Here is a 13918-nt window from a genome sequence, read left to right as displayed (position 1 = left end):
CTTGAGCGGTAAACGAGTGAGGGAATTTCAGGTAAGATACTTCGGATGAGGAGCAAAAAGGTGGTTTATACTTCCTATACCCAAGCCACCACAATAATCGCCAGCAACAGTGAAGGGATCGACAGCAGGGTGTCCAGAATGTGATTCAGCACCGCGGAGCGCAAACCGTGTGTTGCCCCGGCAACCACGCCAAGCAATAAGCCACACAACGTGGCGGCAAGGGTGACGACAAACGCACCGCCCACGGTCGGGGCCGCACCGCTAAGCAGGCGGCTTAAAACATCACGCCCCAGGTCATCAGTCCCGAGGAAGAAAGAGACTTCGCCATAGCGTGACCATGACGGCGGCAAAAGCTGGTAGCCAAGAAACTGCTGGTCGATGCCATAAGGCGCGAACCAACCACCAAAAATACACAGAATTGCCAGTCCAGCACAGCCATACAGGCCGATCATTGCGGTTGCATCGCCGTAAAAATTGCGCCATGCGGTGCGCAGCGTACCAGGCGGGCGCTTTTCGCTGTAGACGCTATCGTAAGGCATACCATTCCTTATGTTTCAGAGGGTTAGCCATAGCACCCAAAATATCAGAGATCACGTTAACAATGATAACCAGTGAGCCAATCACCATCACACCCGCCGAAATCGCCGCGTAATCCTGCTGGCGAATCGCGTTAATCAGCCAACGGCCAAGACCTGGCCAGCTAAAGACCATCTCGGTGATCATCGCCAGCGTCAGCATGGTGGAAAACTGTAACCCCAGGCGCGGGATAACCGGTGGGAGAGCGTTGTGCAGTACGTGACGGCGTAAAATCGTTAACCGTGACAGACCACGAGTCGCCGCCGCTTTGACATAGTTTTGATCAAAGACCTCAATAGTGCTGATACGCATCAGACGAATAACTTCCGTCGTCGGTGCCACGGAGAGCGTTAACACCGGAAGCACCATATGGCGGATGGCACTGACCAGCATTTCATCGCGCCAGGGCGAGTCGGAGATCCAGGCGTCAATAATGGCAAACCCGGTTACGGGTTTTACTTCATAAAGCAGATCAAAACGCCCTGATACGGGTAACCAGCCGAGGGTTAGTGAGAATAGCAACGTCAGCAGCAGCGCCAGCCAAAAAACCGGAATAGAGAAGCCCATCAGAGCCAATGCGCTGATGCAACGATCCTGCCATTTATTACGCGTTATGCCCGCCAACATGCCGATGGGGATCCCGACCATTAGTGCAAAACCAAATGCCAGAATGCACAGTTCCATTGTTGCCGGGAACACCTCTTTCAGTTGTTCTGAGATCAACTGGCCGTTAATACTGGACACACCAAAATCCCAGTGAATCAGGCCATTGAACCAGAATACCCAAGCGTTCCACAGCGATGCGCCCTGTAACGGCGCATGGGGGGTGAAATAACTCAGACTGAAGCCAATAAAGGTCAGGAAGAACAAAGTGACCAGCAATAATAAAAATCGGCGTAGGGTGAAGATAATCATGGTTTTTTCACCTCGTCAGCCTTTTCCCTGGAAACCCCGGCAAAAGAAGCGTTGCCGAACGGACTGAGCACCAGCCCTTTGATGTCATAGCGGTAAGCCTGCAAACGGAGCGAAGAGGCCAGAGGCAGGATCGGCAACTCGCGCGCAAGAATATTTTGCGCTTCGTCGTAGGCATCAATTCGCGAGGAGAGTTGTTGCGAAGAGAGGGCTTTGCGCAAAATGCTGTCAAACTCGGGATTGCACCAGTGGGCAAAATTGGTCTGCGAGTTAATGGCGGCACAGCTAAGCATCGGTCGGAAAAAGCTGTCAGGATCGTTACTGTCAGTTGCCCAACCGGACAACGTCAGATCATGGTTCATATCCATTAATCGCGCCTCCTGAAAACGGCCCTCTACCGGGATGATCTTCACTTTCACACCCACCTGAGCCATATCAGCCTGAATCAGCTCTGCGGTTTTCAGCGGACTGGGGTTCCAGGCCTGAGAGCTGGTAGGTACCCAGAGTTGTAACGTCAGGTTTTCCAGCCCCAGCGCTTTTAACTGCTCGCGCGATTTTGCCGGGTTGTACTCGGTAATTTTAGCTTCGTTGTCATAAGCCCACGAGGCGCGAGGCAAAATAGATGCCGCGGTTTCCGCCGTACCGTAGTAAATAGATTGCATTAACCGTTGGTTGTTAATGGCCAGCGCTAGCGCATGTCGTACGGCAGGGTTGTTCAACGGCGGTTTATCCGTGTTGAACGCCAGATAGGCGATATTCATCCCCGGACGCAGCGTCAGGCGCAGCCGCGGGTCATCACGCAGTATGCTGAGCTGGCTGGCGGCAGGCCATGCCAGGACGTCGCACTCGCCGGTCAGTAATTTCGATAAGCGTCCGGTCCCGCCAGAGCCGAGATCCACCACGACCTGCGGCATCAAGGGGGTACCACGCCAGAATTTTTCATGCCGTTGTAGGCGAATATATTGGCCTGCACGATTTTCTGAAAGTTGGTACGGGCCTGTGCCGACGGGTTGTCTGTCGAGTAATTCCTGGCGATCCTGTTTTGCTAATTTGGCGGCATATTCGGCCGACATCACAGAGGCATAATGTGTGGCAAGGTGCCACAAGAAGGAGGCGTCGGGTTGATTTAAGCGAAATTCAACGGTGTTGTTGTCCAGTTTACGCACGCTTTGGACGTTATCGGCGAACTGCAGGCTATCAAAATAAGGAAAACTGCTACCATTGACATTATGCCACGGATGCTGGCGATCAAAGATGCGCTCGAAGGTAAATACCACATCGTCCGCATTTAGTTTGCGGGTGGGCGTGAACCAGGCAGTCTTTTGAAACGGAACATCGCGTCGTAAATGGAAGCGGTAGGTTGCGCCGTTATCTAATACTTCCCAGCTTTCAGCCAGTTCTGGCACCAGGCGATAGGTGTAGGGATCGACATCAAGCAGTCGGTCATACAATTGGGCCGCTAATGTGTCTACGATGAGACCGCTGCTTGCTTTTTGTGGATTGAACGTATTGACCTGCCCGCTAACGCAATAGACAAAGCCACTGTCACGAATATCAGCGTACGAGGCCTGCTCAGGCGCAGCTGCAGCCTGACCACTCAGAAATCCAGCCATCACGATCAGAGATGATAAAACCAGGCGCATAATTTTAAAGGGTTATATATAAAGAAGCTATCTTACTAATACTTAATGACATTTGCCATTACCGTTTGTTTTTGGGGCAGTGGGGTTGATAACCGCGAATTCGACATCGCGTACTGGTCAAAATTCATACCCGCTATCCACTTTGCATATACTCTTGTAGCTATCTTAGCATTTTCATGGCCCCTCTGACTCGCTTAAACGCTGGATTTGCTGCCAGAGAGATTATGTGAGGTGTCTGACGGGGAAAATGAATCTGTTGTGTGGGAGGCGGGAAGAGTGAATTTCTTCCCGGCTGAGGTATTACTTCTGGATTTTATTAACGCGCACCACCGGCGGTTGCATTTTAGCGTCAAGGCTACCGTTAATGCTGATCATTTGATCGGGTTTTATCGTTCGGCCATCAAAGACCGCAAGCGGGATTAGCGTATTGATACTGCCGGTTTTGTCACGGAAGATAAACTTATCTCCTCCCTGATCCTCAATGAGATTACCTCGTAAAGAGATGGTCGCACCGTCATGCATGGTTTTAGCTTGTTCGACGGTCATGATTCTTGCATTTTCAGTGCCGCGATAGCCTTCATCCAGTGCATGGGCAGGTGGCGGGGCGGTATCTTTTTTCAATCCGCCATTATCATCGGCAAACGCTGATGGCAATAAAAAACAGAACAGTAAGGGGGCGAACGATATTTTCATAGAGCCTCCATTGAAATTGATTTGACTTATTAAGTTTGGTAGCTATTTATTAATCTGGCGAGTGGGATAAGTCTCAAATTGTAATTTTTCAATAAAACAACGGCTTGGTGTTATATAAGCGAGGCGGGGAGATGAACAGAGAGAAAACCCATTTTCAAGGAGTAAAAGAGAGCCTGCGTTTTCTGAATTTTGAATCTGGCTTTCACAAGATTGGTTTTATCTGTTTGCTCTGCATTGTTTTTCTTGCTTCGGTGGGAGCGTTTTCCGGCGGATATTTAAGTGAGGTGACGAGAAAAAACACCTTAAAGACAACAGGGTTACAGTACGAAAGGTTTGGGCGCTTGCAAACGGAATTTAAATTTAAAATCTCTGCACAAAAGTATGATTCTGTGAACAAGACGTTGCGCATTGGCGGCGATTTCAACAAATTTTATGAAATGGAAAATATTTGGCCGCAGCCAGACAGCATGTACAGCAAGGGGAACGATCTTTACCTCGTCTACAATGATTCTGAAGCAATGCAGAACTTTACTATCTGGCTGCGGGTTACGCCCGTGAAGCCAGGAAGCGTAAAGAGTTTTCTCCAGCTAAATGGCGAACCTGAAATCCGCTTCAGACAATTTATTTATCCCTAGGAGGTGAGTATGGAGATGGTCTTCCGGGCATCCGCCATTTACCTTATTTTGCTGGTGGTTTTCAAAATAGCAGGTCGCCGGGCATTATTACAAATGACCAGCTTCGATCTGATTTTATTACTGATTATCAGTGAAGCAACTCAACAAGCCTTGTTGGGTAATGATTTTTCGATAACCGGCGCCATGATCACGATTGTCACTCTGGTTACTATTGATATTCTGTTCGGTTTCATTAAAAAAAAGGTGGGTGGGGCCGAATCCGTGCTGGATGGTTCCCCGGTTATCCTGCTTGATCACGGGATCCCTTTATTAGATAAAATGAAGAAAGTGGATGTCTCTCTTGAAGATATATTAGTCGCTGCGCGACAAAATCAGGGGATTACCGAATCAAGTAAAATCAAGTATGCCATTCTGGAACGCAACGGACATATTTCTGTCATTCCTGAAGAGAATTAGCGAGGCGGTAATGAATACGGAGTACAATGACGCAAAAACAGTCAATGAACTGACAAAACGGCTTGCAAACACGCTCATTGATAGCGATTTAACGTTGACCACCGCAGAATCCTGTACAGGAGGAAAGCTGGCCGCGGCGCTTTGCGCACAGGCGGATACCGCAGAATTTTATGATATCGGCGTTATAACCTTTAGCGATCGCGCCAAGCAGAAAATGCTCGACGTGCGGGCCAGTACGCTGAAGAAATATAGCGCCGTTAGTGAGCAAACGGTCAGTGAGATGTCTGTAGGAATACGTCAGCAAGCCGAAACCGATATCAGTATAGCCATCAGCGGATATGCAGGGCCGGAGGGTGGGGAGGATGGTACTCCCGCAGGAACCGTGTGGTTTGCGTGGAATTTCCGCGGACAGATAATAACAAAACGTGAGTGTTTTTCCGGGGATTGCCAGGACGTCATTGAAAAGGCGGTACGTTTTAGCCTGGCGGTATTGATTGAAGAAGTGTCAGCCTGGAAGAACAAATAAATAAACCAGGACTTATCCTAGGAAATATTTCAATGCTATGTGAAGTTATCGTCGTGAGAGCCAGGTTAATATTAGGAGAAAATTAAGTGGTAGGTAAATTATAAAGACCATGTCATTCATTTTGTTCTACGCTTATTAGTCTTTGCGATGAATGATGACTCACGAGAGGTGATTGAATGACTGACCTAAATAAAGGAAAACAGACCACCAATAAAACTAATTCAGAGCGTTTTCCGCAGCCGCCTTTTCCACATCAAAAACAACCTTTTCCGGGGCTCGCCGGAAAAATGCAACCGCGCCCCGATCATGGCGAACAAAGCTATCAGGGAAGCGGCAGGTTAAATGGTCGCAAGGTATTAATTACCGGTGGTGATTCAGGTATTGGGCGTGCTGTTGCCATTGCCTATGCCCGCGAAGGCGCCGATGTCGCGATTAATTATTTACCTGAAGAAGAGGACGATGCTCGTGAGGTTGTTGAGTTGATAAAAAAAGCTGGGAGAAAAGTTGCGGCGATTCCCGGCGATATTCGTGACGAAACTTTTTGTAACCATCTGGTAAAACAGGCGGTAGACGCGCTGGGAGGGTTGGATATCCTGGTGAATAACGCAGGCCGTCAGCAATTTTGTGAATCGATCGAAGACCTCACCACAGAAGAATTTGATGCGACATTCAAGACCAATGTCTACGCCATGTTTTGGATCACCAAGGCGGCTATTCCCCATTTCTCCCGAGACAGCGTGATTATTAACACCTCATCGGTACAGGCTTATGAGCCGAGTGAGATCCTGCTTGATTATGCTCAGACCAAGGCGGCGATAGTGGCATTTACTAAATCGCTGGCGAAGCAACTGGCCCCTAAAGGGATCCGTGTAAATGCTGTCGCGCCTGGGCCGTACTGGACGGTATTGCAGTGCTGCGGCGGCCAACCACAGGAAAAAATTGAGAAATTTGGTGCAAATGCGCCGCTTGGTCGCCCTGGCCAACCGGTAGAAATTGCTCCGCTGTATGTCACTTTAGCGGCTGAAGAGAACAGCTATACATCCGGTCAGGTATGGTGTTCTGACGGGGGGACCGGAACCCTCTGACGTTTATGCCCCCGAAGTCGAAACGTCTGAGGGGGAAAGCCAGCCCGGACAATATTGTATAAGGGCAGGGGGCGGCATATACCGCTCCCTGAACATTAACCCATGACAGCGATACCAAGACGTTCCAGGAGCAACGATGCCTGGTAGCTGTCCAGTTTGACGCCTTGCAAATCAACCCCGCGGATATCTAAATCGCCCAGTTCCGAATTGGTCAAATCACAGTGCGTAACGTTTGCTGCTCGCCAGTCGAAGGATGAAAACTCGCCGCCAGAGAGGTCTGATCCACTGAACGTTGCGCCCAGCACCTGAGTACCCATCCAGCGGTTTTCCCACAGCTCGCACTTTTCCAGTACGACTTTTGAAAAGTTGGCGTAGCTTAAGTTGGTATTGGTGATATAGGCGCTACAAAACCAGGTGCGGGTGGTGATCATATTCATAAAACTTGCGCCGCGAAAATCTGACCCTTGTGCCCGGCAGTGGCGAATTTCGATTCCCAGCGCATTGATATTCCTGAAATCAGCCATGGAGAGATCACAACTTTTGAAAATGGCATCTTTCAGGTTAGCGCGACTAAAATTACATCCTTTCTGACTTTCTCGATCATAAAACTGGCAGCCAATAAATTCAGTGCCGCTAAGGTCGGCACCCGAAAAATCACAGTTGAAAAATGTGCTATTTTCAACTTTTTCACCGGTGAACCTGTTTCTGTCAATTTTTTCGCCAACTAACGCCAGAGTCATCATGATTAACCTGTTTTTTTATACAGTGATTGCAACATGGTAAACTGTTTTAACTCTCGCGTCCAACGTCTGCCCCTGCACGCTAAATTTGGTGTTTCTTCAGTAATGCGCGGAGTTGATGGTAGGTCAGACCTAATAATTCAGCGGCTTTTTTCTGATTAAATTTCGCCTGCTGTAAGCTGGTTTGCAAAAATTCCTTCTCCTGCTGCTGTTGGAATTCACGCAGATCCAGCGGTAGGGTTACTGATGTATGTCTGGTTTCTTGCGCCAGCGGCGGTGCGGCGTGACGCCTGAACGGGTCAATCACAATCTCATTCAGTGGGTAATCGCTGGTCCCGTGTCGGTATACCGAACGCTCCACGACGTTTTTCAGTTCACGAATATTGCCCGGCCAACGGTAGTGGAGGAGCGTTTCTTTGGCCTCATCGGTGAACCCAGGAAACAACGGTAACCCGATCTCACGGCACATCTGAATGGCAAAATGTTCAGCCATTAACATGATATCGCTTTGACGTTCGCGTAACGGGGGAAGTTGCACCACGTCAAAGGCCAGACGATCCAGCAGGTCGGCGCGGAACGTGCCTTCACTCACCATGCGTGGCAGGTCGGCGTTGGTTGCGCAAACCAGTCTTACATTGACCTGCAGAGGTTGGCTACCGCCTACGCGTTCCAGCTCTCCGTACTCAATAACGCGCAGCAGTTTTTCCTGTACCAGCATCGGGGCGGTTGCCAGTTCATCAAGAAACAGTGTGCCGCCATCGGCGCGCTCGAACCGACCTGGGTGACGTTTCTGCGCGCCGGTAAAGGCGCCCGCTTCGTGCCCAAAGAGTTCGGAATCAAGTAAATTTTCGTTGAGCGCGGCGCAGTTAAGTGAAATAAACGGGCCTTGCCAACGGGTTGAGAGGTAGTGCAGGCGGTTGGCGATAAGCTCTTTCCCTGTTCCTCGTTCCCCAATGACCAGCACAGGTTTATCCAGCGGCGCGAGACGAGAAACCTGCTCCAGCACTTCAATAAAGCTGTTCGCTTCGCCCAGCAGATTATCTTTGTATCCTGCCATGATGAAATTCACCATTTGTTAGTGTTATTCACCAATTTACCCTATTTATCCCGACAGGTAAAATTAGTTATTTTCAAATATTTCAATGAATTAAAAAGTTGGCATGCGAAGTGCATTAGAACAGCAGCAGGGCATTGCCCGATATCAGAACAGTAAGTGAGGATTACATTATGGGTATTTTTTCTCGTTTTGCCGACATCGTGAACGCCAACATTAATGCGTTGCTGGAAAAGGCTGAAGATCCGCAGAAGCTGGTGCGGTTGATGATCCAGGAAATGGAAGACACGCTGGTTGAGGTGCGCTCCAACTCCGCACGCGCGCTGGCAGAAAAGAAACAGTTATCGCGTCGTATTGAACAGGCCAGCGCCCAACAGGCAGAGTGGCAGGAAAAAGCAGAGCTGGCGCTGCGTAAAGAAAAAGAAGATTTGGCGCGTTCTGCGTTAATCGAAAAGCAGAAACTGACTGACCTGATTGCCTCCCTGGAGCATGAGGTGACGCTGGTTGACGATACGCTGGCGCGTATGAAAAAAGAGATCGGTGAACTGGAAAACAAACTCAGTGAAACCCGTGCTCGTCAGCAGGCATTGATGTTGCGCCATCAGGCGGCGAGTTCTTCCCGTGATGTTCGTCGTCAACTGGACAGCGGCAAACTGGATGAAGCGATGGCTCGCTTTGAATCTTTTGAGCGTCGTATCGATCAAATGGAAGCTGAAGCTGAAAGCCATAACTTCGGTAAGCAGAAGTCTTTGGATCAGCAATTTGCTGACCTGAAAGCAGATGATGAAATCAGCGAGCAGTTGGCGCAATTGAAAGCCAAAATGCAGCAAGACAAGCAATAATAATATCTGGCGGTGCCCGAACGCGCCGCCGCTCATCACCTGTAAGGAGTACTCATGAGCGCGCTATTTCTGGCCATCCCGTTAACCATCTTTGTGCTGTTCGTCTTACCGATTTGGCTCTGGCTGCATTACAGCAATCGTTCCAGTCGCGGCGAGCTGGCGCAAAGTGAACAACAGCGTCTGGTAGAACTTAACCAGGACGCACAGCGGATGCGTGAGCGCATTCAAGCGCTGGAAGACATCCTTGATGCTGAACATCCAAACTGGAGGGACCGCTAATGGGGGGCGTTAATCTGAATAAAAAACTGTGGCGTATACCGCAGCAGGGCATGGTGAAAGGGGTTTGCGCGGGTATTGCGCATTATCTCGATGTTCCTGTGAAACTGGTGCGGATCCTGGTGGTGCTGTCCATCTTTTTTGGTCTGGCCTTTTTCACCTTTGTCGCCTACATCGTACTGACGTTTGTGTTGGATCCGATGCCAGACAACGTGGTTTCCGGAGAACAGCAGCCATCAAGCGGTGAGCTATTGGATGCTGTCGATCGTGAACTGGCTGCAAGTGAAAAGCGTTTGCGTGAGATGGAGCGTTATGTAACGTCTGATACTTTTACATTACGCAGCCGCTTCCGCCAATTGTGAGGTTAGAAATGAATAATCGCTGGCAACGTGCCGGGCAAAGGGTTAAGCCGGGCATTAAAATAGCAGGTAAGCTGGTGCTACTGACTGCGCTGCGCTATGGCCCGGCTGGGGTAGCAGGGTGGGCGGTGAAGTCCGTGGCCCGACGTCCGCTAAAAATGTTGCTGGCGTTAGTATTGGAACCTTTGTTGAGCCGGGCAGCGACAAAATTGTCGAAACGCTATTCAGGTAATCAACCCTGATATCCGAAACAACAAAAGCAAGCAACATTTAGTCAACATTCCCCCAGTTAATTTGCGGCAGAGTAGTCTCTTGTGTCATGGGATCGCTACCAATAGAAATGAAGGTGAAAGCGACAGACTCCATTATGCAGGTATCGGTGTGAATTACGCATTCTAAAATGCACTGGGGCATTGTTATGCCCCAGTTTTTATACCAGTGAGTCGGCTAACGATATTTGTGTACCCACGGTGATATTTTGTAAACCTTTCTCACCGGCAATCAGGCTAAATAATAAATTACAGCTTTGTTCGCCGAGCTGCTGGGTTGGGACATCAATGCCTCCCGGCACGGGCGTCAGCATAAATGACAACAGTTCATTACAGTGACGGTATACGGCACCGGCTTGCCGTCACGGGTCATAGACAGACGCGATTCCAGATTTTTGACATCAGCGGGGGCATTGAAGGTCAGGCCGATAATGGCGTGTTTTTTCATCGGATCTTGCGGATCCTGATAGAACTCCGCCCGGCCGCCGCGATAATAAAACTCAGGGGTGGTAAAGGTTTTTTGTTTCTCTGTTAACGCCACCTGCGGAGCCAGCAGTGTTTTGGCATCCATATCGACGGTGTAGGTTTTCCCCATCGGGAAGGTTTTTTTCGCCGTGAATACCAGCTTACGGTCATTACGCCACTGCCACTCACCTTCCATTGCGGGGGTCAGGGTAATACCGGCGGTGACCGGTTTACCGATCAGCGTTACCGGTGCGGCAGAGCGGGAGAATGTCACCACCACAATCTGCGCTGAATTATCATCACGGTTATAATTAACCGCCGAAGGGCGCTGCACAGACGCGGAAATATCCTGCACCACCAGCGGCGCAACATCCACCGGCTTCGGTTTGTTCTGATACCAGTGCCAGGTGTAATAACTGCCCGCTGCCACCGCAGCAGTCAGTAATAATAAGGCAGATATGGTTTTCGGATAGCGGTTGCCCCCCCGCTCCAGCCGGGCAAGCTGATTACCGGCAAAGGTCACCCAGCCCGGCACCGCCCAGCGGATCCGTCCGGTGAACGGGCGCAGCAGAAAACCCAGCAGAGTAAAGAGATAAACAAGACTGCGAGCCGCCAGACGCAGCAAAATAAAAGGTAAGCGGAGGATAAAACGCAGAACGTCCATGACAACATTTTCCTCTGTGTGTTGAGACTGACATCAGTTTGCCGCAGCACACAGTGAAATCCGGTTCAGCCGGAAGCTGTCAGTGCCCGATACTCTCATCCTCCATAAAACAGCCCATAAAGCAAATTATTGCATAAGGAATAATCTTAAATTACGGCCCCGGCGTATCCGCAGGGGCCTGTTCAGGAAAAAAATTATTCCAGTGCACTCAAAATAGCCTGTGCAGCTTTGACTCTTTCGGTATTCGGGTAGTTTTTATTCGCCAGAATCACAATCGCCACCTGTTTTTCCGGAATAAAGGCGACATAGGCGCCGAAACCAGTTGTTGCGCCCGTTTTATGCACCCAGGAAGCACGGTTATACGGCTGAACCTGGTTGTCTGTTACCGGATGCGGCTGCAATGCGACCTCGTTGGTCACACCGTTAATGATCATATCTTTCTGCTGCGGCCAGTCATACATTTCCCAGCCCAGCCCCTGGTTAATCGCGGCGGTTTTATAGTAGCGGGTCTGGGCGAGATACATTGCCATTTCCAGATCCGCATTACCGGCCCGTGACGGCTCCATATTCATTTCCGCCCAGCGCAGCATATCTTTTGAGGCGGATTTCACGCCGTAAGATTCCGCATCAAGCTGTCCCGGCGACACGCGGACCGGTTTTTTGTTTTTATAACCGTACGCATACTGGCTTTGCGCACTTTCCGGCACAGTAATAAAGGTGTGAGATAACCCCAGCGGTGCCAGGATCCGTGCAGTCAGCAACTGCTCATACGGCATCCCCGCCGCGTTTGCGGTCAGAGCACCAAACAGGCCGATACTGCTGTTTGCATACAGACGCATATCGCCCGGTTTCCGGGACGGCTGCCACTGCTGATAGAAATTCAGCAGATCCGCACGGCTTTTTACCGCATCCGGCACCTGTAACGGCAGTCCGCCTGCGGTATAGGTAGCCAGATCCAGCAATGTGATCCCCTTCCACTGCGGCAGAGCCAGCTCCGGCTGGTATTTTGCCGCCGGATCATTCAGCGCCATCTCTTTTTTCGCCACAGAAACCGCACCCAGCACACCTGTGAAAGTTTTACTTACAGATCCGAGCTCAAATAGTGTATTTTCAGTGACCGGCTGTTTTGCCTGAATATCGGCAAAACCATAATTGAAATAATAGGGCTTACCCTTTACGGAGACGGCAACCGCCATCCCGGGAATATCCTGCTGTGCCATCAGCGGTTTAATGGTGCTGTCCACCACCGCCGCGACATTATCAGCGGCAGAAAACCCCGGGGCGGAAAACGCCAGCAGAGCGGAAATCAGTGTTGCAGATAACGATTTTTTCATCAGAATTAACCTTCCGTGTGTGAGTAACGGCGGCAAGTATCGTCAGATTCACCGGACAGAACAAACGGTTATTTATAACAAGAGCCTAAAGAAAAACTTACAGGTGGATTATGGTCAGACGTTATCTCCCCCTTAACCCGCTGCGCGCCTTTGAGGCCGCCGCCCGTCATCTCAGTTTTACCCGCGCGGCGATTGAGCTGAATGTCACCCATGCCGCCGTCAGCCAGCAGGTCAGGGCGCTGGAAGAACAACTCGGCTGTGTGCTGTTTACCCGCGTCTCGCGCGGGCTGGTGCTGACCCATGAAGGTGAGGGATTACTGCCGGTGCTCAATGAGGCGTTTGACCGGATTGCGGATACTCTGGAGTGTTTTTCTCACGGGCAGTTCCGTGAGCGGGTGAAAGTCGGTGCGGTGGGAACATTTGCCGCAGGCTGGCTGCTGCCGCGTCTGGCCGGATTCTATGACAGCCATCCGCATATTGATCTGCATATCTCCACCCATAACAATCATGTGGACCCGGCGGCGGAAGGGCATGATTATACGATCCGTTTCGGTAACGGCGCGTGGCATGAGTCAGATGCGGAACTGATTTTCAGTGCACCACACGCTCCGCTGTGCTCACCGGCCATTGCAGAACAGTTACAGCAGCCGGATGATGTTCACCGCTTTACCCTGCTGCGCTCATTCCGCCGGGATGAATGGAGCCGCTGGCTGGATTGTGCGGGCGGCACACCGCCTTCCCCGTCACAGCCGGTAATGGTGTTCGATACCTCACTGGCCATGGCCGAGGCGGCACAACTGGGTGCCGGGGTAGCGATCGCACCGGTATGTATGTTCAGCCGCCTGTTACAGTCAGGCGCACTGGTACAGCCGTTTGCCGCAGAAATCACCCTCGGCGGCTACTGGCTGACGCGGTTACAGTCCCGTACGGAAACCCCGGCCATGCAGCAATTCGCCCGCTGGCTGCTGAATACGGCGGCGGCGTAAAACTCACTCACCTTCCAGGCTTTTTACCCGCAAATCATCACCTTCACTGATGCGCAGCCGTTCACTGCCGCAGTGCGGACAGCATCCGGCGTGCTGCATGATTTCGGCCTCACGGCTGCAATCCCAGCACCATGCCTGTGCCGGGATAACATCAATATGCAGTGTGCAGCCCTGCGCCACGGTATCACGGCAGGCGATATCAAAACAGAAATGCAGTGCACTCTCCTCAACATCCGCCAGTGCGCCGACTTCCAGCCAGACATCCGTTACCCGCGCAATGCCGTGCTGTTCAGCCTGTTCGCGGATAATGTCCGCCGCACCGAGGGCTTTACTAAGCTTGCCCCTTCCGCCGTTGTCATAATCGGTTATGGCATCGCATTTTATTTTCTTTCTCTGGTTCTGA

At 50.8% G+C, this 13918-nt stretch carries 18 protein-coding genes and 2 pseudogenes; 10 read left to right on the top strand and 10 right to left on the bottom strand.

Annotated features, from left to right (window positions below):
* Positions 1-80 precede the first annotated feature (80 nt).
* From ACOTYB_RS24060 to ACOTYB_RS24045, 4 genes and pseudogenes are all read right to left on the bottom strand, one after another.
* Positions 81-539 (bottom strand): annotated as a pseudogene (locus tag ACOTYB_RS24060) (peptide ABC transporter permease); the annotation flags it as partial.
* On the bottom strand, positions 526-1491 hold the full coding sequence (sapB, locus tag ACOTYB_RS24055; RefSeq protein WP_004193276.1) for a peptide ABC transporter permease SapB: 966 nt from the start codon (positions 1489-1491) through the stop codon (positions 526-528). The gene sapB and the pseudogene ACOTYB_RS24060, both read right to left, overlap by 14 nt.
* Positions 1488-3131, bottom strand: coding sequence for an ABC transporter substrate-binding protein SapA (gene sapA, locus ACOTYB_RS24050; RefSeq protein ID WP_004193272.1), 1644 nt, complete (start codon positions 3129-3131; stop codon positions 1488-1490). Before sapA ends, sapB begins: the two co-directional genes overlap by 4 nt.
* A gap of 300 nt (positions 3132-3431) precedes the next feature.
* Positions 3432-3824, bottom strand: a complete 393-nt coding sequence (locus ACOTYB_RS24045) for a YdeI family stress tolerance OB fold protein (RefSeq protein ID WP_004193269.1) — start codon at positions 3822-3824, stop codon at positions 3432-3434.
* Between the two features lie 131 nt (positions 3825-3955).
* Here ACOTYB_RS24045 and ACOTYB_RS24040 point away from each other — a divergent pair, with 131 nt between their 5' ends.
* The 4 genes from ACOTYB_RS24040 to ACOTYB_RS24025 all read left to right on the top strand — a co-directional run bounded on the left by ACOTYB_RS24040 (position 3956) and on the right by ACOTYB_RS24025 (position 6526).
* Positions 3956-4459: a hypothetical protein gene (locus ACOTYB_RS24040; RefSeq protein ID WP_004193267.1), complete on the top strand. Its 504-nt coding sequence runs from the start codon at positions 3956-3958 to the stop codon at positions 4457-4459.
* 9 nt (positions 4460-4468) lie between these two features.
* The gene (locus ACOTYB_RS24035) at positions 4469-4915 is read left to right on the top strand and encodes a DUF421 domain-containing protein (protein ID WP_004193264.1); all 447 of its coding nucleotides are present in this window, start codon (positions 4469-4471) and stop codon (positions 4913-4915) included.
* A 10-nt stretch (positions 4916-4925) separates the two neighbouring features.
* Positions 4926-5441 (top strand): 2-oxo-tetronate isomerase, encoded by a 516-nt coding sequence (locus tag ACOTYB_RS24030; protein WP_017900989.1) that lies wholly within the window; start codon positions 4926-4928, stop codon positions 5439-5441.
* Between the two features lie 176 nt (positions 5442-5617).
* Positions 5618-6526 (top strand): SDR family oxidoreductase, encoded by a 909-nt coding sequence (locus ACOTYB_RS24025; protein WP_004193260.1) that lies wholly within the window; start codon positions 5618-5620, stop codon positions 6524-6526.
* Positions 6527-6621: 95 nt separating this feature from the next.
* Here ACOTYB_RS24025 and ACOTYB_RS24020 read toward each other — a convergent pair whose 3' ends face one another.
* Together ACOTYB_RS24020 and pspF are read right to left on the bottom strand one after the other, a co-directional pair.
* Positions 6622-7266, bottom strand: a complete 645-nt coding sequence (locus ACOTYB_RS24020) for a quinolone resistance pentapeptide repeat protein QnrB4 (RefSeq protein WP_017900990.1) — start codon at positions 7264-7266, stop codon at positions 6622-6624.
* A gap of 82 nt (positions 7267-7348) precedes the next feature.
* Positions 7349-8338 carry a phage shock protein operon transcriptional activator gene (pspF, locus tag ACOTYB_RS24015; protein WP_017900991.1) on the bottom strand — a complete coding sequence of 330 codons (990 nt, stop codon included), beginning with the start codon at positions 8336-8338 and terminating at the stop codon, positions 7349-7351.
* 155 nt (positions 8339-8493) lie between these two features.
* On the opposite strand from pspF, the gene pspA reads away from it, so the two are divergent.
* Genes pspA through pspD form a run of 4 tightly spaced genes read left to right on the top strand, consistent with a single transcriptional unit; the run spans position 8494 to position 10039 of the window.
* A complete protein-coding gene (pspA, locus tag ACOTYB_RS24010) occupies positions 8494-9162 on the top strand; it encodes a phage shock protein PspA (protein ID WP_003020532.1) in 669 nt (222 codons plus the stop codon).
* 54 nt (positions 9163-9216) lie between these two features.
* Entirely contained in the window at positions 9217-9441 is a 225-nt protein-coding gene (gene pspB, locus ACOTYB_RS24005) for an envelope stress response membrane protein PspB (protein ID WP_004193245.1), read from the top strand.
* The gene (gene pspC / locus ACOTYB_RS24000) at positions 9441-9800 is read left to right on the top strand and encodes an envelope stress response membrane protein PspC (RefSeq protein ID WP_004193243.1); all 360 of its coding nucleotides are present in this window, start codon (positions 9441-9443) and stop codon (positions 9798-9800) included. Before pspB ends, pspC begins: the two co-directional genes overlap by 1 nt.
* A gap of 8 nt (positions 9801-9808) precedes the next feature.
* Positions 9809-10039, top strand: a complete 231-nt coding sequence (gene pspD, locus ACOTYB_RS23995) for a phage shock protein PspD (RefSeq protein ID WP_004193241.1) — start codon at positions 9809-9811, stop codon at positions 10037-10039.
* 188 nt (positions 10040-10227) lie between these two features.
* Here pspD and ACOTYB_RS23990 read toward each other — a convergent pair.
* The 3 genes and pseudogenes from ACOTYB_RS23990 to ACOTYB_RS23980 form a co-directional block, all read right to left on the bottom strand.
* Positions 10228-10416: pseudogene (locus ACOTYB_RS23990) on the bottom strand (LacI family transcriptional regulator); the annotation flags it as partial.
* The gene (locus ACOTYB_RS23985) at positions 10374-11195 is read right to left on the bottom strand and encodes a hypothetical protein (protein ID WP_013214003.1); all 822 of its coding nucleotides are present in this window, start codon (positions 11193-11195) and stop codon (positions 10374-10376) included. The pseudogene ACOTYB_RS23990 and the gene ACOTYB_RS23985, both read right to left, overlap by 43 nt.
* A 194-nt stretch (positions 11196-11389) precedes the next feature.
* Positions 11390-12529, bottom strand: coding sequence for an extended-spectrum class C beta-lactamase DHA-1 (locus ACOTYB_RS23980; protein WP_004236386.1), 1140 nt, complete (start codon positions 12527-12529; stop codon positions 11390-11392).
* A 110-nt stretch (positions 12530-12639) separates the two neighbouring features.
* On the opposite strand from ACOTYB_RS23980, the gene ampR reads away from it, so the two are divergent.
* Complete coding sequence (ampR, locus tag ACOTYB_RS23975) at positions 12640-13515, top strand: LysR family transcriptional regulator AmpR (protein ID WP_004193231.1); 876 nt, start codon at positions 12640-12642, stop codon at positions 13513-13515.
* Between the two features lie 3 nt (positions 13516-13518).
* Here ampR and hypA read toward each other — a convergent pair whose 3' ends face one another.
* Entirely contained in the window at positions 13519-13824 is a 306-nt protein-coding gene (gene hypA, locus ACOTYB_RS23970; protein WP_050583588.1) for a hydrogenase maturation nickel metallochaperone HypA, read from the bottom strand.
* Here hypA and ACOTYB_RS23965 point away from each other — a divergent pair.
* On the top strand, positions 13777-13918 hold a 142-nt coding region (locus tag ACOTYB_RS23965), incomplete at its 3' end, for an SMR family transporter (RefSeq protein WP_237766525.1). The genes hypA and ACOTYB_RS23965 overlap by 48 nt on opposite strands.

The organism is Enterobacter cloacae complex sp. IR5450 (assembly GCF_049238665.1).
GTDB classification, from domain to species: Bacteria; Pseudomonadota; Gammaproteobacteria; order Enterobacterales; family Enterobacteriaceae; genus Enterobacter; species Enterobacter hormaechei_C.
This window is presented reverse-complemented; position numbering and strand designations above follow the sequence as displayed.